At 42.8% G+C, this 23,617-nt stretch carries 25 protein-coding genes; 1 reads left to right on the top strand and 24 read right to left on the bottom strand.

Features of this window, described 5'->3' with window-relative positions:
• Positions 1 to 3: 3 nt before the first annotated feature.
• From nth to ACFODW_RS08240, 10 genes are all read right to left on the bottom strand, one after another.
• Positions 4 to 663 (bottom strand): endonuclease III, encoded by a 660-nt coding sequence (nth, locus tag ACFODW_RS08285; RefSeq protein ID WP_390305178.1) that lies wholly within the window; start codon positions 661 to 663, stop codon positions 4 to 6.
• Positions 664 to 665: 2 nt separating this feature from the next.
• Entirely contained in the window at positions 666 to 1,346 is a 681-nt protein-coding gene (locus tag ACFODW_RS08280; RefSeq protein WP_390305176.1) for a DnaD domain-containing protein, read from the bottom strand.
• Between the two features lie 102 nt (positions 1,347 to 1,448).
• On the bottom strand, positions 1,449 to 2,741 hold the full coding sequence (gene asnS / locus ACFODW_RS08275; RefSeq protein ID WP_390305174.1) for an asparagine--tRNA ligase: 1,293 nt from the start codon (positions 2,739 to 2,741) through the stop codon (positions 1,449 to 1,451).
• Between the two features lie 39 nt (positions 2,742 to 2,780).
• Positions 2,781 to 3,302: a cell wall elongation regulator TseB-like domain-containing protein gene (locus tag ACFODW_RS08270; protein ID WP_390305172.1), complete on the bottom strand. Its 522-nt coding sequence runs from the start codon at positions 3,300 to 3,302 to the stop codon at positions 2,781 to 2,783.
• Positions 3,303 to 3,526: 224 nt separating this feature from the next.
• On the bottom strand, positions 3,527 to 6,328 hold the full coding sequence (gene dinG, locus ACFODW_RS08265; RefSeq protein ID WP_390305170.1) for an ATP-dependent DNA helicase DinG: 2,802 nt from the start codon (positions 6,326 to 6,328) through the stop codon (positions 3,527 to 3,529).
• 50 nt (positions 6,329 to 6,378) lie between these two features.
• Positions 6,379 to 7,371: a biotin--[acetyl-CoA-carboxylase] ligase gene (locus tag ACFODW_RS08260; RefSeq protein WP_390305168.1), complete on the bottom strand. Its 993-nt coding sequence runs from the start codon at positions 7,369 to 7,371 to the stop codon at positions 6,379 to 6,381.
• Positions 7,347 to 8,549, bottom strand: coding sequence for a CCA tRNA nucleotidyltransferase (locus ACFODW_RS08255; protein WP_390305166.1), 1,203 nt, complete (start codon positions 8,547 to 8,549; stop codon positions 7,347 to 7,349). Before ACFODW_RS08255 ends, ACFODW_RS08260 begins: the two co-directional genes overlap by 25 nt.
• 19 nt (positions 8,550 to 8,568) lie before the next feature.
• Positions 8,569 to 9,690, bottom strand: a complete 1,122-nt coding sequence (gene bshA / locus ACFODW_RS08250) for an N-acetyl-alpha-D-glucosaminyl L-malate synthase BshA (protein ID WP_390305164.1) — start codon at positions 9,688 to 9,690, stop codon at positions 8,569 to 8,571.
• Positions 9,691 to 9,702: 12 nt separating this feature from the next.
• Positions 9,703 to 10,494 (bottom strand): 4-hydroxy-tetrahydrodipicolinate reductase, encoded by a 792-nt coding sequence (gene dapB / locus ACFODW_RS08245; RefSeq protein ID WP_390305162.1) that lies wholly within the window; start codon positions 10,492 to 10,494, stop codon positions 9,703 to 9,705.
• 29 nt (positions 10,495 to 10,523) lie between these two features.
• Positions 10,524 to 10,847, bottom strand: a complete 324-nt coding sequence (locus ACFODW_RS08240; RefSeq protein ID WP_390305236.1) for a nucleotide pyrophosphohydrolase — start codon at positions 10,845 to 10,847, stop codon at positions 10,524 to 10,526.
• 146 nt (positions 10,848 to 10,993) lie between these two features.
• Here ACFODW_RS08240 and ACFODW_RS08235 point away from each other — a divergent pair, with 146 nt between their 5' ends.
• Complete coding sequence (locus ACFODW_RS08235; RefSeq protein ID WP_390305160.1) at positions 10,994 to 11,866, top strand: YitT family protein; 873 nt, start codon at positions 10,994 to 10,996, stop codon at positions 11,864 to 11,866.
• Positions 11,867 to 11,935: 69 nt separating this feature from the next.
• Here ACFODW_RS08235 and ACFODW_RS08230 read toward each other — a convergent pair whose 3' ends face one another.
• The 14 genes from ACFODW_RS08230 to aroC form a co-directional block, all read right to left on the bottom strand.
• Entirely contained in the window at positions 11,936 to 12,622 is a 687-nt protein-coding gene (locus tag ACFODW_RS08230) for a zinc metallopeptidase (protein ID WP_390305158.1), read from the bottom strand.
• Between the two features lie 61 nt (positions 12,623 to 12,683).
• Positions 12,684 to 12,947 (bottom strand): sporulation protein YpjB, encoded by a 264-nt coding sequence (locus tag ACFODW_RS08225; RefSeq protein ID WP_390305156.1) that lies wholly within the window; start codon positions 12,945 to 12,947, stop codon positions 12,684 to 12,686.
• Positions 12,948 to 13,014: 67 nt separating this feature from the next.
• Entirely contained in the window at positions 13,015 to 13,596 is a 582-nt protein-coding gene (locus ACFODW_RS08220) for a DUF1405 domain-containing protein (RefSeq protein WP_390305154.1), read from the bottom strand.
• 81 nt (positions 13,597 to 13,677) lie between these two features.
• Positions 13,678 to 14,460, bottom strand: a complete 783-nt coding sequence (locus ACFODW_RS08215; protein WP_390305152.1) for a menaquinol-cytochrome c reductase cytochrome b/c subunit — start codon at positions 14,458 to 14,460, stop codon at positions 13,678 to 13,680.
• 15 nt (positions 14,461 to 14,475) lie between these two features.
• Positions 14,476 to 15,150: a menaquinol-cytochrome c reductase cytochrome b subunit gene (gene qcrB, locus ACFODW_RS08210; RefSeq protein WP_390305150.1), complete on the bottom strand. Its 675-nt coding sequence runs from the start codon at positions 15,148 to 15,150 to the stop codon at positions 14,476 to 14,478.
• Between the two features lie 6 nt (positions 15,151 to 15,156).
• Complete coding sequence (locus ACFODW_RS08205; RefSeq protein WP_390305148.1) at positions 15,157 to 15,669, bottom strand: QcrA and Rieske domain-containing protein; 513 nt, start codon at positions 15,667 to 15,669, stop codon at positions 15,157 to 15,159.
• Between the two features lie 158 nt (positions 15,670 to 15,827).
• Positions 15,828 to 16,289 (bottom strand): YpiF family protein, encoded by a 462-nt coding sequence (locus ACFODW_RS08200; RefSeq protein ID WP_390305146.1) that lies wholly within the window; start codon positions 16,287 to 16,289, stop codon positions 15,828 to 15,830.
• Between the two features lie 89 nt (positions 16,290 to 16,378).
• Positions 16,379 to 16,954, bottom strand: coding sequence for a ReoY family proteolytic degradation factor (locus ACFODW_RS08195; RefSeq protein ID WP_390305144.1), 576 nt, complete (start codon positions 16,952 to 16,954; stop codon positions 16,379 to 16,381).
• Between the two features lie 42 nt (positions 16,955 to 16,996).
• Positions 16,997 to 18,262 carry a tetratricopeptide repeat protein gene (locus tag ACFODW_RS08190; protein ID WP_390305142.1) on the bottom strand — a complete coding sequence of 422 codons (1,266 nt, stop codon included), beginning with the start codon at positions 18,260 to 18,262 and terminating at the stop codon, positions 16,997 to 16,999.
• A gap of 147 nt (positions 18,263 to 18,409) precedes the next feature.
• Positions 18,410 to 19,699 (bottom strand): 3-phosphoshikimate 1-carboxyvinyltransferase, encoded by a 1,290-nt coding sequence (gene aroA, locus ACFODW_RS08185; RefSeq protein ID WP_390305140.1) that lies wholly within the window; start codon positions 19,697 to 19,699, stop codon positions 18,410 to 18,412.
• 26 nt (positions 19,700 to 19,725) lie between these two features.
• Positions 19,726 to 20,823, bottom strand: coding sequence for a prephenate dehydrogenase (locus ACFODW_RS08180; RefSeq protein ID WP_390305138.1), 1,098 nt, complete (start codon positions 20,821 to 20,823; stop codon positions 19,726 to 19,728).
• Between the two features lie 49 nt (positions 20,824 to 20,872).
• Entirely contained in the window at positions 20,873 to 21,238 is a 366-nt protein-coding gene (gene aroH / locus ACFODW_RS08175; protein WP_390305234.1) for a chorismate mutase, read from the bottom strand.
• A 5-nt stretch (positions 21,239 to 21,243) separates the two neighbouring features.
• A complete protein-coding gene (aroB, locus tag ACFODW_RS08170) occupies positions 21,244 to 22,311 on the bottom strand; it encodes a 3-dehydroquinate synthase (RefSeq protein WP_390305232.1) in 1,068 nt (355 codons plus the stop codon).
• The gene (gene aroC / locus ACFODW_RS08165; RefSeq protein WP_390305136.1) at positions 22,311 to 23,480 is read right to left on the bottom strand and encodes a chorismate synthase; all 1,170 of its coding nucleotides are present in this window, start codon (positions 23,478 to 23,480) and stop codon (positions 22,311 to 22,313) included. Before aroC ends, aroB begins: the two co-directional genes overlap by 1 nt.
• Between the last annotated feature and the right edge of the window lie 137 nt (positions 23,481 to 23,617).

Genomic DNA, 23,617 nt, shown 5'->3' with positions numbered 1-23,617 from the left:
TTTCTATTTGTTAGATTCCGCTCTTTTCATCCGTTTCTTACCCTCCCGGCAAAGATCCAAAAGTGGGCATTCGGGACAATTGGGGTTTCGGGCCTTACAATGATATCTTCCAAAGAAGATCATTCTATGGTGGGTATCGCTCCATTCGTCTCTGGGAACCTTTCTCATCAGCGTTTCTTCTACTTCTGTAACCGAATCTTTCCACCGGCAAATCCCGAGTCTTTTGGACACCCTCTCTACATGCGTGTCTACTGCGATTGCTGGTTCATTAAAAGCTATAGATGCCACTACATTGGCTGTTTTCCTTCCGACACCTGCCAGTTTCATCAGTTCGTCCTTTGTCCTTGGCACTTCCCCATTATAATCATCCAGTAGTACCTGGCAAAGTTTTCTAATGTTTTTGGCTTTGGTTCGATATAAACCAATGGATTTTATATCATGCTGGAGTTCCTCTAGGGAAACAGACAGATAATCTTCTGGAGTCTTGTATTTCTGAAATAAATCTGCGGTTACCCTGTTCACTAATGCATCTGTACATTGTGCCGACAATAAGACAGCTATTACAAGTTCGAAGGGGTTTGAATGGTTCAACTCTCCCTTTGCTTCCGGAAACATTTCCTTCATGGTGTCCAAGCAATATCTGATCTGCTTTTTATTCAACATGGCTATTCTTCTCCCTCTAACCAGTTATAATAGAATGAAGTATCCCTTTGTTTTACAGGCTCTTGTCTTTTCTCCTGTTGATGGTGAAATTTTTTACTGGCTTCTCTTGCTTGTTCAACAGAATGAATTCCCTTCTTCTTCCACTCCCTTAAAATTCGGTCAATGTATTTAAAGTTGAGTTTGCCCATCAATACGGATTCTCTTAAACCAGCCTTGATCAGCGAAGGAGCAATTTGGTCCTCGTCCAGCCACGCATTGATGGTTTCTATTTCAAACGGGGATAGTGGCCGGCCAAACTCCTGTTCAAAGAGGATGAACATGGATCCATCTTCCGGCGGATTTTCGGGTGTCTTCTTTTCTGTAAAAAGCTTGCGCCAGAGGGGGTCAAGGGAATAAGCCTCGCTTAACTGGTTCATTTCATTTTGCTGCTGGTATATGGTAAGAAAGTCCTTTTGAATAAGTTTACGCAGTGTATTGGCACACTCCTTTTCACTAAGTGTCAAATGTGCTGCTATTTCAAAAGGAGTGGGAAACTCTTTTTTTTCATGGATGAACCGATGGATCTGCAGGACCACCATTACCTCTTTTTCATCTAGACCAAGGGAAGTAAACTCAGACAGCAGCTTAATTGGTATGGAAACCTGACCAACTAACAATTGCTGGTAGGAAATAGAATTGGACATAGATCAGCACCTCAATTTTGCATAACAGTCTTCTGCTGTTTTTCATGATAAAATCCCTTGCTCTAAGGTGGCAAGGGATTGATTTTTTTTCTTTTAACACACTTATGGATACAGACGGTTCAGCAGCCGAGGAAATGGGATGGTCTCTCGGACATGCTCTACCCCTGAGAGCCATGCTACCGTTCTCTCCAGTCCTAGGCCGAACCCGGAATGGGGTACACTGCCATATCGACGTAACTCAAGGTACCACTTGTAGGCAGGCCCTGTTAGACCATGCTGTTCATAACGTTCTTCCATTAATTTCAAATCATCAATTCGTTGAGAGCCGCCGATAATTTCTCCATAACCTTCTGGGGCGATTAAATCGGCACAAAGTACAACTTCAGGACGATCAGGATGCGGTTGCATGTAGAATGCTTTAATATCGGCAGGGTAATTGGTGATAAATACCGGTTTGTCAAAGCTTTCTGCGATAGCTGTTTCATGAGGGGCTCCAAAATCTTCTCCCCACTCGATATCCTCAAAACCTTTTTCTTTCAGCAGAGTAATCGCATCATCATAAGAGATCCGCGGGAAAGGCTCTTTTATGTTTTCTAATTTTGATGTGTCCCGCTCGAGCGCGTGTAGCTCCAGCTTGCAATTCTCCAAAACAGACTGCACGATAAAGCTGACATATTGCTCCTGGACTTCGAGGCTTTCTTCATGATCCATAAAAGCCATTTCCGGCTCGATCATCCAAAATTCAATTAGATGCCTGCGCGTCTTGGACTTCTCCGCACGAAAAGTTGGTCCGAAAGAAAATACTTTCCCTAAAGCCATGGCCGCAGCTTCCATATACAACTGGCCGCTTTGGGACAAATAAGCTTCCTCTTCAAAATACTTCGTATGGAAAAGCTCAGTAGTCCCTTCAGCTGAGGATCCCGTCAAGATAGGCGGATCTACTTTCACAAAGCCCTGCTGATTGAAGAACTGGTAGGTGGCACGAATAATTTCATTTCTAATTTTCATTACTGCATGCTGTTTTTTGGATCGGAGCCATAAATGACGATGATCCATCAGGAATTCCGTCCCATGTTCTTTAGGTGTAATCGGGTAATCTGTTGCCTCGTGAATTAATTCAATGTCGGAAACTTGCATTTCATAACCAAATGGCGACCGGGCATCCTCGACGATCTTCCCTGTTACATACATGGAAGATTCCTGAGTCATACCTTTTGCAAGCCGAAAAGTCTCTTCACTTACATCATTTTTTGCAACTACGCCTTGTATAAAGCCTGTTCCATCCCTGAGCTGTAAAAAGGCAATCTTACCACTAGAGCGCTTATTGGCTAACCATGCCCCTATTCTCACACTTTCTTCGACGTGTTGAGGTGCTTGAGAAATTGTTGTTTTCACGTGTAGTAACCTCCATATATAACTTAATAGCATATTGAATTATTCAAACATCGGATTTAGTCGATACATTTCATAGGGAGAGCCGTCGTAAATGGATACATAGTCAAATACATAACGTCCAGACTCATCCCAATATGTAATCTCCCACAATTCTTCCCCATCAATCAGGGAAGGCACTATCTGAACTAGTTTACAATCCATGCATCTGCTTTTCCATTCTTCAACTACCTTATCTTGCGTGATAATCTCACTGCGGTCCACAGTGGTTAGGTTCTTCTCTCTTCCTCCTAGAGGGTAGTAGATGATTTTCTCTTCATTTTCCTCATTTACCCCAAAAACCACATGATAGGATTCTGCACCATTGAATTGTTTGATATCTGTAATTTGCTGCAACGATGTGGCTTCTAAAAGTACCTTCTCCGTTTCTGCAAAAGCCTCTGTTCTTTCCTGGTGGATATTACTATAAAGCACTGCTGCCGAGATCAAGCATATCAATAGAATAATAACTATAGCAGCCGATCCCCATTTCAACCAGCCAGGCAGAGATTTATCTATCTTCATAATCCTCATCCAGCCCTTATATTTCAATATCATTTGTTGCCCTAGCATGAACGAAATATTCACAATCCCAGCTTATTTTAACGGAATATCCATTCAAATGCACACCATACATCGTACATAACATAGCAAGTGTATATTGGACCTTGCCAAATGGGAAATGCATGCCTTCCTATTATATACCGTAATCCTCCATAAAGCACCCGCATTCTATAATGATTTTATATTCAAAACCATTGCTCTGCTTTTTCCAGCAACCGTCCAGTGCTGTCATAGGTGATAGGTACATCCGGAATTGACTGTGTGAAAAACTTTCCGTAACGTGATTTGCTAATCCTTGCATCACAGACAAATACGATTCCTCTGTCACTCGTCGAACGGATTAACCTGCCAAACCCCTGTTTAAACCGAATGACCGCATTCGGAAGTGCCAAATCGAAAAAAGCATTTTTACCTTTGCTTTGCAGGAAGTCTGCCTTCGCTTGGTATACAGGGTGGTCCGGCGGTTGAAATGGAAGCCGTACAATCATCAGGCAGGATAAATCTTCTCCCGGTATGTCTACCCCTTCCCAAAAGGAGCTAGTGCCCAGCAGAATTGCCTTGTCATATGTTTGAAAGTTCTTCTTCAGCCTGCTCCTGCTTCCGCTCGAAATTCCTTGGGCGATGATGACATAATCTTGCGTATCCAGACTTTCTTTTAAAACTGAATGTGCTTTTCTTAGCATTTCATAGGAGGTGAATAAAACGAGCATTCGCCCTTCCGTTATCTCTGCCAATGAAATAATCGCTTCACATGTTGCATACACAAAGTCTTCCGTACTTCCATATTTGATATCGGGGAAATCATTGGGAATAAGCAACTGTACTTGGTCATCATAGGAAAATGGCGAGGTTATTTTCTCTGTTATCAGGCGCTCTTCCGGTACTCCAAGCCTCTCCCTGACAAATGAAAATGAATTCCTCATCGTTAGGGTAGCGCTGGTCAGAATGACACTATCTTTCTTCTCAAAGAAATCTTCGGACAGAAGATGTGACATATCCAATGGTTCACTATACAGATATACGGCATTCTTCGCTCCATATGCTTCTACTTCCATCCATTTGACAGTTTTATCTCCTTGATCATCCAGGAACAAATGTTCTACCCTATCGATGAAAGATTGTAGCTGCAGTATTTGCTTGGTAATTTCCTCGGCATCCCTTTTTTCCAGCGCTTTCCTGCTGTTGAAGTAATGCTCAATCATCGAAAGAATATGGATAAGATCCCGAATGAAGAAAATCAGTCGATTTGCCATTTCCTTAACAGTGGCCCATCTGTCTGTATCATCTTCTCCTTGATCAAATCGGTATTGAATGCGCCCTGTATCACTAAGGGATTTATTCTTCCTCCGCTGGTCGACGACATACTGGAAGAGCGTACGGAACAAGTCATCCATTTCATACTTGGCCTGCATAAGTATGCTATCCCAGTTTTCCAGAGGCAAGTCATCGGGATTGTAGGAATAGCCTCTGATTATTTTATTGAACTCTTTTGCCTCGTCTGAAGCACCAAGCTGATTGAAGACATATTGCATACTGACATAGTCAAGTTTTAATCCATAGTGCCGTGAAGCTGTTTCTTCCAGATGATGTGCTTCATCTATTATTAGTTTGTCATAAGATGGGAGGAATTGGTAATCATTAAACATATCGGTACACAATAATGAATGATTGGTAACAATGATATCGGCTTGCTGTGCCCTTCTGCGCGCATGTTGATAAAAGGAATGTTTGAACCAAGGTGACTGTGGGTCCATACGCCCTTCTGCCTCAGTGGAGATCTTTTTAAAAAAGAAATAGCCGCTTGAGGGAAGCTGGATTTCATCAATATCCCCTGTTTTTGTTTCGGTCAGCCATACAAGCAATTTAGCTTTTGTGAGGGCTGTGTCATAATTATTTTGGTCAGGATCAGACAGTTCCTGTTCAAATCTTTCCAAACTGATATAGTGCCCTTTCCCTTTTAAAAGCGCTGCCTGGAAAGGAACTGGCACTATATCTCCTACAAATGGGATTTCTTCGTAAAGAAGCTGGGATTGCAGCTGTGTTGTATGAGTGCTGATAATCACCCGCTTATTGGACTGAACTGCTTCATAGATGGCTGGAATCAGGTATGCCAATGATTTACCAGTCCCCGTCTCAGCTTCTATTAAAGCATGATGAGAAGTTTGAAAAGCATCATAAATGACCTCTGACATTTTCCGCTGCCCGATTCTCTTTTCATATCTGGCCATTTTACTTTCCATGGTTCCTTCTGCTTCGTATATATTATCAAGATAATCACCATAGGAAAGGGAGATTTCTTGTATTGCTTTATTCTGAGGCTCGAATTTCCGGAAGGCCAAGCCACGGTAAGTTTCAATATGCTGCGGTTCTTCTGTCGAGTAAGCAAGCTGCTGTTCCAACTTGGAGAGAATTAAGGACATATCCGATTTGAATAGTTTTTCTAACCCCTGCAGATGAGTAATTGTTTCATATGGTAATGAGGATAATTTTTCCTTAAGGTTGAGAAAAATTTCTGCAGTTACATGCGCATCTGATAAGGCTCGATGAGGGTCATTATGTTCCAATTCAAGATACTCCGCGAGCTGTCCAAGTTTATAGCTTGGAGCCATCGGATATAGGATACGTGCTAGCTCCACTGTATCAAGCACAGGATTGTGCAGCGGCTCATACCCGAGCCTTTGCAGTTCTGCATTTAGGAAACCTAAATCAAATGGGACATTATGTGCAATTAAATAAGCATCCTGGAACATGCCAGCTATATCTGCAGCCATTTCTTCAAAAGATGGGGCTTCCTGAACATCCTCATCCATTATCCCTGTAAGGCCGCTGATGAAGGATGGGATGGGTTGGCCAGGGTTGAGTAGTGTTGTGAAGTGATCAGTTATCTGGTCTCCTTCAATGACAGCAATACCTACTTCAATTATTTTGTCTCCCTTTTGAGGAGAATGTCCCGTGGTTTCCAGGTCGATAACGACATAACGATCCATGCACCATCCCTCCTTTTTCTCTATCAAAAATATTGATAGTTGTCTTTTTATTACTGCCCATTCCGTTCGAACCAATCTATTTCTGCGGAATATAATTGCTTAGTCTCTCCATTTTCAGTCTGAAGAATCAAAGCGCCATCCTCGGATATTCCCAGGAATTTAGCCTTCCAGCTGTCTTTGAGCGTTTTAGCGGTAATTTTCTCTCCTATTTTAAAACCGTATTTTTCCCATCTGTCTTTAATTGCCGGAAACCCGTTATCGATGTATTGTTCATATGTTTTTTCAAATGACTGTAAAATATCCTGTACAAGCTCTTTTATTTGCCATGTTTTCCCCGTTTCCAAATAGAGAGAAGTGGCTCTCCCCTGCAAATCCTCTGCTAAATCAGTTTCTTGATGGTTTACATTTAATCCTATCCCAATGACCACGTACTGAATCTGATCTTGCTCTGCCTGCATTTCCGTTAGAATACCAGCGGTTTTCTTTCCAGAAAGAAGTATATCGTTCGGCCATTTAATGAGTGGCTTTGTTCCTGTGTGTCTCCGTAAAGCATCTGCCAAGGCCACAGCTGACATTAGCGTTAACTGTGGAGCAAGATATGGCTGAATACCCGGGCGCAGGATGATACTCATCCATACTCCCTTCTCTTTGGCAGAATACCACGACCGGTTCATTCTGCCCCTTCCCTGTGTCTGCTCATCCGCAATTACCACTGTTCCGTGAGCAGCCATTTCCCTGGCAGCCTGATGTGCAACAAACTGGGTTGAAGGTGTGGAGCTTTTATGGATTGTATGCTGTCCCAGCCAATTTGTATGTAGCCCCCACTGCAACGTGTTAGAACTCAGTTTATCTGGGAAGCTTAGAATGCGATAACCCTTTCTAGGCTTTCCTTCAATCTCATAACCATCTTTCTCGAGCTCCTTCATATGCTTCCACACAGCATTACGGGAGATATTCAAAGCATCTGATAAAGCTTGGCCAGAAATATAAGAATCCCTTTCAGCTGATAATATCTTAATTAATCTCGTTCGGGTGGATTCCATTTTATCCACTCCTTTATATCGGATTTACTATTATTCAATTCACCCATAACAATCTTTTTTTCCACTTTCTGAATAGTTTCCTTCATCCAAGGTCCCTTTTTTCTCTCTGGGAATAATTCAGCAATTTCTTTGCCGTCAATGTCCATCTCCCTTGTAGATTGGATGGGCAATCTGTCATTTATTCGAGTGAAATCTTCCATGCCCAATTGGTCCCCAGGGTGAAGCGAGACCGTTAAACGAGTGAACGCTTCCTGATTAAATCGGCTAAGTCGGTAAGCTAGCCATTCATCTGCTCCATGGCTACGGTAATAACTGTAAGACTCTACCAACGCTTTTGCCTGGTTCTTGATCTGATTGGAGCATTTCCAGGCTTTTACCCATGTTTCGATTGGAATTTCCTCTTCCAAAATATGAAATAAGGCAAAAACCTCCCCCAGTGTGAGAAGAGGTCTCAATGATGATGGCAGTCGTTGGATAATATGCGGGTAATCCTTAATGACAGGCAGGTGCATATATACTCCTGTCTTCTTCAGATAGTGGATCCCTGTTTGCAAATGACTGCCGGCAAATAGTTTTTCCATTTCCGTGGCCAGTCTTTCTACGGCAAGCCCCTCCATATCATCTTTCACCTTGTACATTGCATCCAATGTCTCCGGATGAATGTCAAAGCCTAATTGGCTGCAGAACCTCAATGCACGGGCGATTCTTAATGAATCCTCTTGAAACCGCTGTTCACCATTACCGACTGTTCGAATCAGCTTTCTCTGCAGATCCTCTCTTCCATGGAACAAATCGATGATACTGCCATCCTTATCCATAGCTAGAGCATTGATAGTAAAATCCCTTCGCTCTAAGTCAAGTTCGATGTTGTCTATGAAGACGACGTCATCAGGGTGGCGCTTGTCTGAATATTTTCCATCAGTCCGGAAAGTCGTAACTTCGTATGATTCCTTTTCCCATCGTACAATGACTGTACCATGCTCAATCCCCACAGGAATGACTTTTTCAAAGATCTCTTGAATATTTTCCGGAGAGGCGGAGGTGGCAATATCTATATCGCCCATAGGACGACGAAGCAGCCAATCCCGCACACATCCCCCGACAAAATATGCCTCGTAATGGTGTTGTTCAAGTTTTTCGATTATAGGTCTGGCAGCTTGAAAGATCTCAGGAAGCATGTGATCACCTTGTTCTTATTTATTGTAATAACTCTTTGTAAGTATCTAAGTACTGCCCAACAATCCTACTGGAATGAAACTTCTCGCGAGCAACTTGAAGAGCATTACTCGAGAGTTCTCCCTGTAGGGATGGGTTTGTCAATATGTCCACTGCATAAGCCGCTGCTGTCTCTGTATCTCCGGGGTCTACAATGTACCCCGTTTCATTATGAGAAATAACTTCAGGTATACCACCTACGTTCGTACCAATAGCAGGCACCTGACAGGCCATCGCTTCCAGGATTACAAGCCCAAAGCTTTCTTTTTCGGATAACAGCAGTTTAAGGTCCGATATAGATAGCAAATCACTGATGTTTTTTTGTTTCCCCAAAAAGAGTACCTTATCAGCTATACCAAGCTCTTTGGCAAACTGCATAGCATTCGAGTACTCAGGTCCGTCCCCGACCATCACCAATTTGGCTTGCACTTTTTCCTCTACCTTATGGAATGTTTCAATCACATCTTCCACTCTTTTAACCTTACGGAAATTAGAAATATGGATAAGAACCTTATCTTCCGGAAGGATGCCAAATTTCTCCTTGACCCCTGGAAGGTTTCTCCTAAAATATTCTTTTTCATTGACGAAATTGTAGATGACTGAGATATTTTTCTTGATGTCCAGCATTTCTTTTGTCTGATTGACAAGACTTTTTGAAACTGCGGTCACCGCGTCCGATTCCTCAATTCCATGTTTGATGGTTTTTTTAAAGGTATGATCAATCCCCAACACTGTTATATCTGTCCCATGGAGGGTTGTAACGATTTTAACTTCATGTTCAGCCATATCCCGTGCAAGCATCGCACAAATTGCGTGCGGCATGGCGTAATGGACATGCAGGATATCCAGTTTCTCCTGATCGATTACTTCAGCCATCTTAGTGGCCAAAGCCAGATCATAGGGAGGGTATTGAAAAACCGGATAATGCCCGACCTCAACTTCGTGATAGTAAATCTTCGGGGAAACTTCAGTAAGCCGAAAGGGCAACCCTGAAGTAATAAAATGGATTTCATGCCCCTGTTCGGCCATAAGCATTCCCAATTCTGTAGCAATTATCCCCGACCCTCCCACGGTGGGATAACAGGTAATCCCAATCTTTAACATCCGGAACGCTCCCTATAAAATATTTTCCAGTCCATATACCAATTCATCCATCTCCATTGCCTTTTTCAAGGAAAAACGGATGCCGTCCATGAATGACTTGCGGTTATAAGAATCATGCTTAATCGTCAGGGTCTGCCCTGGCCCTCCGAAGATAACTTCCTGATGGGCCACAAGACCAGGCAGCCGTACACTATGGATGTGCATACCGTCATGGTCTGCTCCTCGGGCTCCGTCTATTGTTTCCTTCTCATGCGGATGCCCTTGTTTTTTGGCCTCCCTGGTTTTCTGAATCATTTCTGCCGTTTTTACAGCTGTTCCGGACGGGGCATCAAGCTTATTGTCATGATGCTTCTCAATAATATCCACATCTGGAAGGTATTTGGCAGCCATTTGGGAAAACTTCATCATAAGCACTGCCCCAATAGCAAAGTTTGGTGCAATGATTCCTCCAAGCTTCATCTCCCTCGATATACTTATCAGTTCACTTAGCTGCTCATCCGTAAATCCCGTAGTACCAACTACTGGTCGAATGTAATTTTGCAGTGCCGCTTTTGTATGTTCATATCCAACTTCAGGGACAGTCAGATCTACTAGAAGATCCGCTTTGACGTTCTGGAAACACTCTTCGGCATGGGCGAACACAGGTATATTAAGTGCCTGAACGTCCGGATTTTCATATCCCCTTTCATTATGTTTTCTATCTATACAGGCAACAAGCTCAAAATCAGAGTCCTCATTCACCATTTTTACTGCTTCTGAGCCCATTTTCCCCCTTGGCCCTGCGATGATTACTTTTAATGTCATTATGTATGTCCTCCTTGAATATTTCAGTCTTAGTTATCTTTATGTGTCCATCTATCTTTATCCCGAGTTTCGATTTTGTTGATGGCTATATCAAAAGCCTCCGACAAATCGATATCGAGAGAGTTTGCGAAACAGGACAGGACAAAGATGATATCGCCCAGCTCCTCTTCCACTGTTTTTTCTTCTTCTGTCGTCTTTTTCGGTTTCTCTCCATAATAATGGTTCACTTCTCTTGCCAGCTCACCGACTTCCTCAGAGAGCCTGGCCATCATGCTTAGGGGAGAGAAATATCCTTCTTTAAATTGTGAAATATACTCATCTACTCGTTTTTGTATTTGATCTGTGGTATATATAGGTGTACTGATGGTAAGTTCCCCTTTTCCCTAAATTAGTCTATTATAATGTTAGCTAATGTTAGGGATTTTGACAAATTATTTCCTTTCAAAATACAAAACCCTGAAAGAGATCAACTTACAACTGTACGGGAGGAGATGAAAAAATGATCTTTGGACTCAAGCTGAAAAACACCTTCTTTATCTTAGTAGGCTCAGCTATCTATTCGTTCGGTATAGTCCACTTCAATATGGAAAATAATTTAGGTGAAGGCGGGTTTACAGGAATTACCCTTCTTCTATATTTCTTATGGGGATGGGACCCAGCTATTTCCAATATCGTGCTGAATATTCCTGTTTTTCTGATCGGCTGGAAGTTACTCGGGCGTAATACGTTTCTTTACACTATTATCGGCACGGTGTCCGTATCTGTGTTCTTAGCCATCTTCCAAGCTAATAAGTTTACTATCTACTTGCAATCAGATATGACATTAGCAGCTCTCTTCGCGGGAGTGTTTATCGGAGCAGGACTTGGAATAGTCTTCAGATATGGGGGGACTACTGGAGGCGTCGATATTATCGCCCGCTTGATCAATAAATATGCAGGCTGGAGCATGGGTAGGACCATGTTTCTGTTCGACCTAGTGGTAATCTCTGCCTCCATCCTGGCAATTCTGGACCTTATCGAAGGTATGTACACTCTAGTAGCTGTTTATGTAGCGGCCAGGGTCATTGACTTCATTCAGGAAGGTGCTTATGCTGCACGAGGTGCAACCATCATATCCCCTTACAGCAGTGAAATAGCTGGTAAAATTAATAGGGATATGGACCGGGGCGTCACCATTTTAAACGGAAAGGGGAGTTTTTCAGGAGAAAACAGAGATGTTTTATATTGTATCGTAGCCAGGAATGAAATTATAAAGTTGAAAAGCATTATTACTTCCATCGACCCACATGCATTTGTTGCTATGAGTTCAGTTCATGATGTAATGGGAGAAGGGTTCACCCTGGATGAAAACAAAAACCCAATCCACGAGTAGGTTTGGTTCCATACATGCACAGAATAATAAAAGAGATGGAGGCTATGAGCATCCATCTCTTTTTAAAGGCTATTCGCGTTGTGCAAGGTAAATCATTACAAACCTCAACAATTCGGCTACTGCAACTAATGCAGCGGCAACATATGTTAAAGCTGCAGCATTCAACACTTTCTTTGTTTCGCGCTCTTCATTATTGCGGATGACTCCCGATGCAACCAGTTGGCCCATTGCACGATTCGAGGCATCAAACTCGACCGGAAGGGTCACCAGTTGAAACAGTACGGCGGCTGACATGAAGATAATTCCCAACAGCAGCATATTTGTCGCACCGAAGAAGATACCTGCAAGAATAAAGAAGAACGATATATTGGAGCCAAAGCTGGCAACAGGTACCAAGGCGCTCCTTAACTTCAGAAAGGCATATTCTTGCTGATCCTGAATGGCATGTCCAACCTCATGGGCAGCCACGGCTGAAGATGCCATGGACTGACCATTATAAATACCTTCCGAAAGATTAATTACCTTCTTTCTAGGGTCATAATGATCCGACAGGGTACCCTTGACCCGGCCAATCTGTACATCATACAACCCATTATCATCCAGTATCCTTCTGGCGACCTCGGCACCTGTCATTCCAGAGGATGTTGGCTTTTTGGAATACTTCTGGTATGTTCCTTTCACCCTCGATTGCGCCCATATAGGGATGATCATCAAAAGGGCGATATAAATTAAATAACCACCTAAGCCACCTATCATTTGCATTCCTCCATGAGATGTTTATCCTTTCTTAAGGTCAATTTTAGTCAAAGACTAGGCTTTAGTCAACTGATTTGTCCTTGTTTTCCCGCTCTTCCCTTTCCTTCTCCCCCTTATATTTTCTCCAACTCACATAGGATAATGTAAGTGCTATACAGCCGCCGATTATTCCAGCAGCCCAATACAAAATGGTTAGGTCAGGTCCCGATGTATAAATGACAGTATTTTTTGCGGCAGCAGAAGACGCAGGAAGATGTGAATGGGTTACGATCACTATGATGATAGCTGCAGCTGTGAGCATCTGAAAGAAGAGTTTCTTTGCCATAGTGGATCACCTCACATATTATTACTTCCTACAATATATGAAGAGACCACACTAGTTATAACATCGACTACTTATTCAGCTTAGAATTCCGTCCCACCGTAAGCTGATACGCCAGAAAAATACAAAAGATGCTGAGCCAAAATGTAAAATATCCTATTTCTCCCATATACTTAGTCAGTGATGAATAAACAGGCATCATGCCGAAAACGTAGTCAATAACATCATTGTGCAACGTCCAGACAGCCGCCACTACTATATGCCTCATTCTAATCTTGTAATATGGAGTATAAAGCAGGGCTTGGACCGCCATAGCCCCATGTGAAGCAATCAGCATATAACCCTGCCAGCCAATATTCCCATCAATCATCAAGGTGAGTATATTCATTACTACTGCCCATACCCCATACTTGACAAGGGTAATCAGGGCAAGTGCCTCAATATAGGGTACATTCCTGTTAAATATGAAAAACAGCAGAAAAACGGTAAAAAATAAACTTGCCGTAGGGCTGTCGGGAACAAAAATGAGGAAAATGTCCGGTGTAACTGACAGTTGGCCTCCATACCACATATACCCATAAATAGTCCCGAAAAAATTTACGAAAAATAAAAGGATGAGGAAGCGTTTATCTAATAGTATATATTTAAGCATGGTATTCCCCCTGTGTAAAAAATCTATAAAAAGCACCTTTACCATCATGGCAAAGGTGCTTTTTAACAAAGACAGAAAATACTATTCCGACGTATCTTCATTTACAGAAATAATGAAATCAACTAATTTCTCCAGTTCTTCCTCAGAACCGGTGAATTGGCCAGCAGGCATAGAACCTATACCCTCTTGGGCGATAGTTGCAATCTCTTCAGCAGAACGATCGATGCCGATGAGTGAAGGACCTGCAGCTCCCCCTTCGAGATTTTCTCCATGGCATGACATACAGTTATTTTGATAAATCTCATACCCTGCATGATCCGTGTCAATGGCCACTTGCTCCCCTTCAGGAATCGGCTTATTAGCTTCTGCACGGGCCTCCCAATCAACGTGAGATGCTGATGTGTAAGTCAACCAGATAACAGATACCAGCCCTAAAAGCATCATACCTACCGCCACAGGGCGCTGATGCGGCCTTCTGCCTGGTCCATTATCCAGAAACGGAGCAAGAAGAAGTGCGCCGAATGCCAGGCCTGGAATGACAAGGATGCCCATTAATGACCAATCAGCACTGGCGTATTCATATTTCAGCAGTTCATATAAGAATAGGAAGTACCAATCCGGCAATGGTATATAGGCTGCATCTGTCGGATCAGCAACACCTTCAAGTGGAGAAGGATGTGCTAAGGTCAAGCACAAGAAACCGACAAGGAATACAGACCCCGCCAACCATTCTTTTAATAAAAAGTTAGGCCAGAATGCTTCCGTTCTTCCAGGATATTCAGAATAATCTTTTGGTATATGGGGATTTCGTTCGGCGGAGATCCGTGAATCACCGACGAACTTCATTCCTTTTCCCTTCTTCACAGCTTTCCCTCCTTTTTATAGTGGTCCGGAAATACCTTGTTTACGGATTAAGATAAAGTGTATGCCCATCAATGCAAACAGAGCTGCTGGCAGGAAGAACACATGGATGGCGAAGAATCTTGCCAATGTCTGGGCTCCTACAATGTTTTCATCACCGGCTAGCAACGTCTTCAGCTCGGAACCAATGAAAGGCACCTGCTCGGCAATTTCCAATCCAACCTGGGTTGCAAAGTATGCTTTATTATCCCAAGGAAGGAGATAACCGGTAAAACCAAGTCCAAGGATGACAAAGAAAAGCAGAACACCAACCATCCAGTTGAGTTCACGCGGTTTTTTGTAGGCACCTTGGAAGAAAACCCGGCAAGTATGTAATAAAAGCATTACTACCACTACACTTGCACCCCAATGGTGCATTCCACGAACAATTTGGCCGTGTGCTACCTCTGTCTGTAGATAGTAAACGGATTTCCAGGCATTTTCAATATCCGGTACATAATACATTGTTAGAAACATCCCGGACAATATCTGAATGACTACCACGAAGAATGTCAAACCGCCGAAACAATAAACAAAAGCGGAAAAGTGGTGGGCCGGGTTCACATGTTCTGGAACTTCATGATCTGCGATATCCCGCCAAATCGGCGTAATATCTACACGTTCATCAATCCAATCGTACAACTTTTGCAGCATAAATTATTACGCCTCCTCTCTTGGTACAGGCTCGCCTAAGAATAGCATGCCATTTTCAACTTTCATTTCATATACGTCCAATGGTGCCAGCGGTGGTGTGCCCGGTACGTTTGTTCCGTCCTTATAATAGCGGCCATTATGGCATGGGCAGAAAAATTCATTTGGATACTCTTCGCTTCCCTCCCAGGAAACAACACATCCCAAGTGTTTACAGATAGGTGAAAAGGCTTGTATCTCGTCATTTTCATCTATAAATACCCATGCAGACCGGCTAACTTCAGACGTGTACCAGCCGTCCACCTGTTCAACAGTCCAGTCTACACGCTGCGGTTCTGTAGTAAGTTCGTCTACAGATATACCGACATTTGCCATATCCCCAGCAGATGACTCCTGCAGTACCGGGTCCACTGCCATTCTTACCATCGGCATCATTAAACCGGCTGCCATAAATCCGCCTAAACCAGTCAGCGTGTAATTAAGGAACTGCCTGCGGGATACCTGCTGCTTCTTTTCGCTCATGATTTTCCCCCCTCTTGTACAATAATCACGGACAATTATTATTTAATCATATTACTAGGACAATACAATGATAGCGTAAACTTTTTTTCCGGTCAATAAATAACGATATGGTTCTCCATAATTATCCGGGTTTCTGTAAGAAATTTTGACAAAAACCCTTATGACCAATAACTCCTAATCAACTCTGTAATCTGACCAACCTGGTCACGTATCTGCCGTTTCATTTCATTAGAAGAAAGATCCCCTGATTGGCTTCCGGGGAACCATAGGACACTTCCATCCAAGGTGTTTTCTGCTTTTTTCCAGGTGGAGTCGAAAGTAATAAAGAATATATGGTTGAAGGGTTGCTCCCTGACTTCCTCAACCCAACCATTCAGGCGTACAATTTCGCTTTCTCCTACACTTGTTTCCCTATAATGGTAAGGGGGGCTAAGCATCATCCTTCCAGTCAGTTCTTTTTCAATCTCATTGGCAAGGATGGAAAGAAGTTCATTCTGAAAGGCTACCTTCTCTGTGGTTTTGTCATTAGACAGTTGGAAAGGGATCAAGGGTATCATTACAGTATCTATGTATTCTTTCGCCTCTATGTATCTTGGTAAATCTGCTGCGGACCATTTCATCCTTTTAACACTCCTTCTCATTCTTTCCCAATTGGGTAAAATTATGCTATCTTCAGTAAATGGTATGTAAAATGCAAAAAAAAATCAACCTATTGCTTTTGCAATCCAGGTTGATCAACATAGGATTCTTCCAATTGATGCAATTTACGAACCAGCTTGTCAAACCTTTTGCGGTCCATATCATCCAGCGCTCTATCAATTTCGGAGAGCAGGCGATTCTTCTGAAAAGCAAATAAAGAATCTTCCAATAGGCGGACTGCAGTAAGTCTATCTTTTTCAGTAATATCTTGACTATCAGGCTTAAAGGGGTTTTCCTCCATGACGGATACATAATATGCATTTTGATGAGACTTCTTGAAGTTAAGCTGTAAATATAACGGCTCTTCTGGATTTAATCTGATATCGTGGAATGATTTCTCGGCATCTGTTGTCACCAGGTGATCTTTATAAAACCGGAAAGGCGTATCCCCCGAGCAATGAGTTGTCATTAGGATCCCTCGAGGGCAATACTTTACGTCTCTGACAAAATGGACATGCTTCAATATACTCTGATGGTTAAGCAGGTAGTTCAGAATCCAGACACTTTCTCGTTTTTTGAGTTGATAATGGTCAAGAAACCACCGAAGAAACTTTCTCTTCTCCTCTGCGGATACAGGGGTCTGCATAATTAACCCTCCTCATATTGGACATTGTCATCACAGGTCGATTTATCTGCTTTCATTCTCCATTTTCAACCGGCTGAGGAATTCTTCAATGTCTGTATCTGAAGGCTGATGAATTAAATACGCTTCAAAGATAGGTATTGCTGCACCGATCCTCCCTTCTTCTGTCAGAAAATAGCCATATTCTTTCAGGAAGTCAGCATCCTCTTTTAATCCATTGTATGCTGTGTTGTAGGAGTTTAATGCATCCTCATATAATTCCTCTTCATTATAAGCCCGGGCAAGTTCCCAATCATATAAGGAATCGTCGGCTCCGGTACTTTTCAATTCTGTAATTAGGTCAATAATTTTAGTAGAATCTCCGGATGTCTTGAACATTTCGATCAGAAACAGAATAGCTTCTTTATAGTCAGGGTCTAAAGCAATTGCTTCCCTGACCAATGTTTCACTCTCGTCTTCTTTTTCCAATTGATGTGCTAATACTCCGGCAAAATAGAATAATTCTTTGTTGAACTCATCAATTTCCAGCCCTTTTTTAGCTGTGTCATAGGCTTCCTGGGTCCTGCCATCTTCCTCGTATACTTTTGCCAACTGGTAATACACCGTATGATAGTATGGGTCAATCTTGATAACATGCTCCCATGCTTTTATCGCAATATCTGAACGGTTGGCTTGTTTTGCAGTAAAACCGTATTTGAATAAAGTATCAGGGTGTTCACTTTCTATATCCTGGTAAAATTGTAGTGCTTCTTCATATTCGCCTGAAGCAGCATGTGCTTCTGCCAGCCGGTCATTAATTGATATGTTTGCCAATTCCTTTGTCTTCGGCAGGATTTTTTCATAGTAAGTAATTGCTTTTCGGTACTCCCCAATGGAGAACAGTAATTCTGCCAGGGCTAAATCCACTACCGGCTCATTAGGCTCATGCTGTTTTGCGGTAAGCAGTTTCTGCTCTGCCACTTCGAAAAGCCCCTGCGCCTGATAGAGATCGGCCAGTTGGATCAATGTCTGTACATATGCTTCATCATCTTCATTAATTTCATTCAATAAATTAATGGCAGCCTCATCATCTTCCAATTCCACATATATGTCAGCAAGCATCACCTTCAGATCACTTTCTTCCGGATATTGCTGCAACAAGCTATTCAGTATTTCGCTTGCTTCTTGAAGGAATCCCCATTGATTATATAATTCTGCAATGGTGAACTTCTCCTCTTCGTCGGCCTTTGGCAAATAGTTTTCCAATAATTCTATGGCCTTTTCGGTTTGATTGCTCTCTACTAGTTTGACAGCTTCCATAATGGTGTCCATTCCGAACATCCTCTCTTGCCTATCCGACTGGATTTAGTTAATATGATACATTTAATCATACCGAAATGCTTTTATATGTTCAAATAAAGAGGGATACAAGCATGCTCAGTGAAAAAAGGAATCTGCAAGCAGCAGATTCCTTTTTGTTCAGTTCATTACTTTTTTGAGATCGTCAAAGAAGCCTGGATAGGAGATTGCGATGGAAGAATCGTCGTCAATGGTTACTTCCCCATCGGCAATTAACGAAGCAACAGCACTCATCATAGCTATCCTATGATCATTATAGGCGGATACTGCGCTTCCGGAAAGTTGTGATTTACCCTTGATGATCATGCCATCTTCCGTTGCTTCTATATCAGCCCCAAACGAAGAGAGAACGTCGGCAACAGCTGCGATTCTATCCGTTTCCTTTACTCGCAGTTCCTCCGCATCCCTTATTACAGTGGTACCTTCCGCCTGTGTTGCCAACAACGCAATTACAGGGATCTCGTCTATAAGCCTTGGAATGATATCCCCCTGTATTTCGACAGCACGGAGAGCCGTGTATGCCACTGTCAGGTCTCCTATCAACTCTCCGCCTACCTCTTCCTGATTGCTTATTTCTATCTCTGCACCCATTTTATTAAGTACATCCAGAATCCCCGTCCTGGTAGGGTTTAAACCGACATTCTTCAAGGTAATACGGCTGTCTGGGACAATTGCCGCTGCTGCAAGAAAGAATGCTGCGGACGAAATATCCCCAGGAACATAAATATCCGTCGCTTGCAACTCGTTCTTGTTGGTTATGGTTGTGGTGTTACCATCAGTGGTTATATCTGCACGAAAAGCTTTCAGCATGTTCTCTGTATGATTCCTTGTCTGCGTCTTTTCTCTGACTGTCGTGGTTCCTTCAGCCAGCAGCCCTGCAAATAATACAGCCGATTTAACTTGAGCACTTTTTACAGGCAGCGTGTAATCAATTCCTTGCAATTTGGTTCCTCTTATGGAAAGCGGCAGATAACTGCCCTGCCCCCTCCCGTCAATAACTGCACCCATTTCCTTTAATGGGAGAACTACTCTGTCCATTGGCCTGTTTGATAAGGATGGGTCTCCCCAAGCAGTAGTAAAGAAAGGGAGCCCTGCTAACAAGCCGATCATTAGGCGGGAGGTCGTTCCTGAATTTCCAAAATAAAGTGGTTCATTCGGTTCTTTCAATGCAGATATGCCTTTGCCTTCAATAACTAGAGAGTCTCCCTCCCGAAAGATGGGCACCCCCATATTCTGGAAGGCACGGACCGTGCGCATACAGTCTTCTCCGTCTAAAAAATGTGTTACCTTTGTCGTACCTTCTGCAAGGGCTCCAAAAATGACCGCCCTATGGGATATTGATTTATCTCCTGGCACCTCAATTATTCCCTCTAAAGGTCTTGAAATAGGTGATAAGACCAGTTTACTCATCCGCTTCACTTCCTCTGCTAGTATAATTATTGCATCATGACTTCATATCCATTTCTTTGAAGAAGCTGGTAACTCTCCTTTTGCTGTTCCTCTGCGGAAAAGCTCAACAGTAAAGCACCGGTGATCCCTTCGCGAATCTCAAGAATTTGTATATTTTTAATACTTATTTCTTCATCTGCAAGCATCTGGACAACAGTAGCAAGCGATCCTGGCTTGTCCTGAATGTCAACATACAGATCGTAAAAGGCCGGGATTGCCCCTTTCTCCGATTTTTCCAGACCATCACGGTATGTCTTGGCCTGTTCCAGGTATGTAATCATCTTTTCTTTTTCATTTTCTTCCACTAATTCTTTTAATTTAGCCATTTCCTTTATCCACTCGTCCAGCAGCTGAGACATCTGTGATTGATTATGATGGAAAATATCCTGCCACATTTTCGGATTGCTTGAAGCAATTCTGGTAATATCGCGAAACCCACCTGCTGCCAGATTTGGAAGAAATGAGTGAGTATCAGCCCACTTTTTGGCCTGCTGAACCAGGGAGGAAGCTATCAAGTGCGGGAAGTGGGAGACTACCCCTGTCATCTCATCATGCTCGCTCGGCTGTAATGTAATGAATTTGCTTTCCGTCCCCTTTAATACCGCTTTAAGTTCCTCTACCTTGTCTTCTTTGCATTTAACCGTCGGTGTAAGTACATAAATCGCATTTTCAAATAAATGCTCTTTTGCAGCCTCTATTCCTTTTTTGTGGGAACCTGCCATCGGATGACCACCGATAAAAGTAATATTCCTGTTTGTAAGATTGTTTGCTTCTTCTAGGATGGATCCTTTAACAGAAGCCACATCCGATACAATAATTTCCTTTTCCAAAGGGAGTTTGTCCAGCTTTTTCATTAATTCAATAGTTTCTGAAATAGGAGCCGCCAATATGACGATTTCTGCCTCTAGAGCTCCCTCTGTAAAACTGTCTGCTGCTTTATCAATTATTCTGTGTTCCTGTGCATATTCCAGGGTCTCTCTGCTGACATCATAGCCGATCAGCTGATGATCGCCGGATGCTTTGATGCTCTTGGCGAGTGACCCTCCTATTAATCCTAACCCTGCAACTAATATTGTTCGTACCACTATGAAAACCCCTTGCTATTTGATTTGACTTATTTGATTTGTGATGTGATTACTTCTCTGCCAAATCAGGGCGCAATTTTACAGCATCTTTATGGAACACATGCTGAATATCTCTTTGGTCGATAGAGGTGTTTACCACCATCATTACACGTATACAGCTAGGAAGGCTGTTTTTCACATCTAACTCCCTCATGCACATCACGGGAACATACGTCCAACCTTCCAAATTTCTTAGAGCCCTCGCCGGAAATACTGCATTTATCTCCTCTGTTGCCGAAATGAAAATATGAGAGATATCTTCCGGTTTTACATTATTTTTGAAAGTCATTTCTTCAATGAGCTTCTGTGTATTTTCAAGGATTTCCTTTTCCGTGTTCTCTTCAACCGTAGTGGCACCTCGTATACCCCTTGTCATGTAATTCACACCAGCTTTCCTATAAAAGTTTTTAAGTATTCTTTTAGTTCTTGTTCAGGAACCTCCTCCGTGGTGAGGTCGCCTGTGCCCCGAAGAAGAATCATCTGTATATTGTTTCCTATGTTCTTTTTATCTGATTTCATCCGTTCAATTAATGCTTCCGGCGAGGTTTCGCCAACCTGCAACGGATATCCGTTAGTATGAAGCCACTCCAATAGCTGTTGGTATGGCAGCGATCTGCCATATACCTGTTCACTGATGAATAATGCGAATAACATACCAACAGCCACTGCCTCTCCATGAGCTATCTTGCCGTAGCCATTCTCCGCTTCAAGTGCATGGCCAAGTGTATGGCCAAGGTTAAGGTATTTTCGTATACCCGCTTCTTTTTCATCTGCCTCTACAATAGCTGCTTTCACTTTGATTCCATTGTACAAATGTTCAGTCAGCTGTGTGCTGCTAAGGTCCCCCAGCTTGATACTGAAAAGTTCCTCCAGAAACTTTTCATCCCCAATGAATGCTTCTTTCACCAGTTCAGCATATCCTGAACGGACTTCCTTCCCACTGAGAGATTCCAAGGTCTGAACATCATAGATGACAGCTTTAGGCGGATAGAAGTTTCCTATCATATTTTTTCCCATATGATGGTTGACAGCAACTTTTCCACCTACACTGCTGTCATGTGCAAGGATTGTAGTAGGAACTTGGATGTAATCAATTCCACGCATATAAGTTGCTGCCACAAATCCTGCCAAGTCTCCAATGACTCCGCCGCCCAGTGCAATGATTAAAGAGCGGCGGTCCAATCCGAATTCCATCGCTTTACTGTGCAGCTGATAGAACTGATCAATATTTTTGGATTCTTCCCCGGCTGGCACCAGGGTATAATACAGGTGGCTATGATTAATGCTTGCAAGAATATCTTCCAAATAAAGCTCTCCAACTGTTTCGTCGGAGACAACCATAATGGAAGAGTATTCTTCTTTTAAAAGACGTCCTACCTGAAAGCGAAGATTCTCGCCGACATAGATGGGATATGAATGAGAACTTGCTTGTACTTTCATTTCCTTCACTAGAAGCACCTGATTTCTTCCCGATAGTCTTCGATGGCCTTCTGCAGTTTAGGAAATTGATCATGCGGGAATTGTTCCAGAATTGCTTTCGCCAATTCAAATGCTACAACATGCTCCATAACAACAGATGCTGCAGGCACAGCGCAGGCATCCGACCTTTCTACCGTGGCCTTAAAAGGCTCTTTTGTTTCAATATCCACACTTTGCAGGGGTTTGAGCATCAAGGTAGGAATCGGCTTCATAACTCCCCTGACGACAATCGGCATACCTGTTGTCATGCCGCCTTCGAATCCCCCTAACCGATTGGATGTACGGTAATACCCCTGGTCTTTATCCCATGCAATTTCATCATGGACCTTGCTTCCGTTCTCCCTGGCTGCTTCGAATCCTATCCCGAACTCTACACCCTTATAGGCATTGATACTCACCACACTGCCGGCAATTCTGCTGTCAAGCTTGCGGTCATAATGGACATAGGACCCTATACCGGCTGGCATTCCTTCCACATAGACTTCGGTGACACCGCCTATGGAATCTCCTTCTTTTTTGGCAGCATCGATGGCATCCATCATTTCTTTTTCCACATTTTTATCCAGAACCCTCACAGGGGAGTTTTCAGAGGCGTGTTGCTTCTCCTCCATGGTTAATGAAGTCATTTCTTCGGCTCTTATTCCAGCAATCTCTTTAACGAAACCACATACTTCTATACCCAAATGTTTCAGTAAAGTCTTAGCTACTGCACCGGCAGCCACTCTTGCCGCAGTTTCCCTTGCAGAAGAACGCTCCAGTACGTTCCGCATATCCCTATGCCCGTATTTTAAAGCACCATTTAAATCTGCATGGCCAGGCCGTGGTTTAGTAACAACCCTTCGCATCTTGGATTCATCGTCCATCGGATCTTCACCCATAATATCCGTCCAATGCTTGAAATCATCATTATGTATAACCAAAGATATAGGTGAACCCAGTGTATAGCCGTGGCGCACACCACTTGTAATTTCTGCCAGATCTTTTTCAATTTGCATTCTTTTTCCTCGGCCGTGCCCTTTTTGCCGGCGAAGCAAGGAATGGTTGATATCTTCCTTCAATAGAGGCATTCTGGCCGGCAGCCCCTCTATAATGGTAGTAAGTTGTTTCCCATGCGATTCTCCTGCAGTTAAATAACGCAATGAATGATTCCCCTTTTCAACAATTAATTTTTCTCATAACTATAACATATTTATGTAACATTTTGGTGAAAAGTTGCGAAAAGATTGATTAATTCTACCTTACTTATCCAATATACAGCAAAACTCCAATATTCTTC

It is taken from the genome of Virgibacillus sediminis (genome assembly GCF_042643265.1).
GTDB classification, from domain to species: Bacteria; Bacillota; Bacilli; order Bacillales; family Amphibacillaceae; genus Virgibacillus_O; species Virgibacillus_O sediminis.
This window is presented reverse-complemented; position numbering and strand designations above follow the sequence as displayed.

Excerpts from the sequence above, each read along its gene's own strand:
- nth (WP_390305178.1), bottom strand. The coding sequence starts at position 663 with ATGTTGAATAAAAAGCAGATCAGATATTGCTTGGACACCATGAAGGAA.
- ACFODW_RS08280 (WP_390305176.1), bottom strand. The coding sequence starts at position 1,346 with ATGTCCAATTCTATTTCCTACCAGCAATTGTTAGTTGGTCAGGTTTCC.
- ACFODW_RS08270 (WP_390305172.1), bottom strand. The coding sequence starts at position 3,302 with ATGAAGATAGATAAATCTCTGCCTGGCTGGTTGAAATGGGGATCGGCT.
- dinG (WP_390305170.1), bottom strand. The coding sequence starts at position 6,328 with ATGGATCGTTATGTCGTTATCGACCTGGAAACCACGGGACATTCTCCT.
- ACFODW_RS08260 (WP_390305168.1), bottom strand. The coding sequence starts at position 7,371 with ATGGAATCCACCCGAACGAGATTAATTAAGATATTATCAGCTGAAAGG.
- ACFODW_RS08255 (WP_390305166.1), bottom strand. The coding sequence starts at position 8,549 with ATGCTTCCTGAGATCTTTCAAGCTGCCAGACCTATAATCGAAAAACTT.
- bshA (WP_390305164.1), bottom strand. The coding sequence starts at position 9,690 with ATGTTAAAGATTGGGATTACCTGTTATCCCACCGTGGGAGGGTCGGGG.
- dapB (WP_390305162.1), bottom strand. The coding sequence starts at position 10,494 with ATGACATTAAAAGTAATCATCGCAGGGCCAAGGGGGAAAATGGGCTCA.
- ACFODW_RS08235 (WP_390305160.1), top strand. The coding sequence starts at position 10,994 with ATGATCTTTGGACTCAAGCTGAAAAACACCTTCTTTATCTTAGTAGGC.
- ACFODW_RS08230 (WP_390305158.1), bottom strand. The coding sequence starts at position 12,622 with ATGATAGGTGGCTTAGGTGGTTATTTAATTTATATCGCCCTTTTGATG.
- ACFODW_RS08225 (WP_390305156.1), bottom strand. The coding sequence starts at position 12,947 with ATGGCAAAGAAACTCTTCTTTCAGATGCTCACAGCTGCAGCTATCATC.
- ACFODW_RS08220 (WP_390305154.1), bottom strand. The coding sequence starts at position 13,596 with ATGCTTAAATATATACTATTAGATAAACGCTTCCTCATCCTTTTATTT.
- qcrB (WP_390305150.1), bottom strand. The coding sequence starts at position 15,150 with ATGCTGCAAAAGTTGTACGATTGGATTGATGAACGTGTAGATATTACG.
- ACFODW_RS08205 (WP_390305148.1), bottom strand. The coding sequence starts at position 15,669 with ATGAGCGAAAAGAAGCAGCAGGTATCCCGCAGGCAGTTCCTTAATTAC.
- ACFODW_RS08200 (WP_390305146.1), bottom strand. The coding sequence starts at position 16,289 with ATGAAATGGTCCGCAGCAGATTTACCAAGATACATAGAGGCGAAAGAA.
- ACFODW_RS08195 (WP_390305144.1), bottom strand. The coding sequence starts at position 16,954 with ATGCAGACCCCTGTATCCGCAGAGGAGAAGAGAAAGTTTCTTCGGTGG.
- ACFODW_RS08190 (WP_390305142.1), bottom strand. The coding sequence starts at position 18,262 with ATGGACACCATTATGGAAGCTGTCAAACTAGTAGAGAGCAATCAAACC.
- aroA (WP_390305140.1), bottom strand. The coding sequence starts at position 19,699 with ATGAGTAAACTGGTCTTATCACCTATTTCAAGACCTTTAGAGGGAATA.
- aroH (WP_390305234.1), bottom strand. The coding sequence starts at position 21,238 with ATGACAAGGGGTATACGAGGTGCCACTACGGTTGAAGAGAACACGGAA.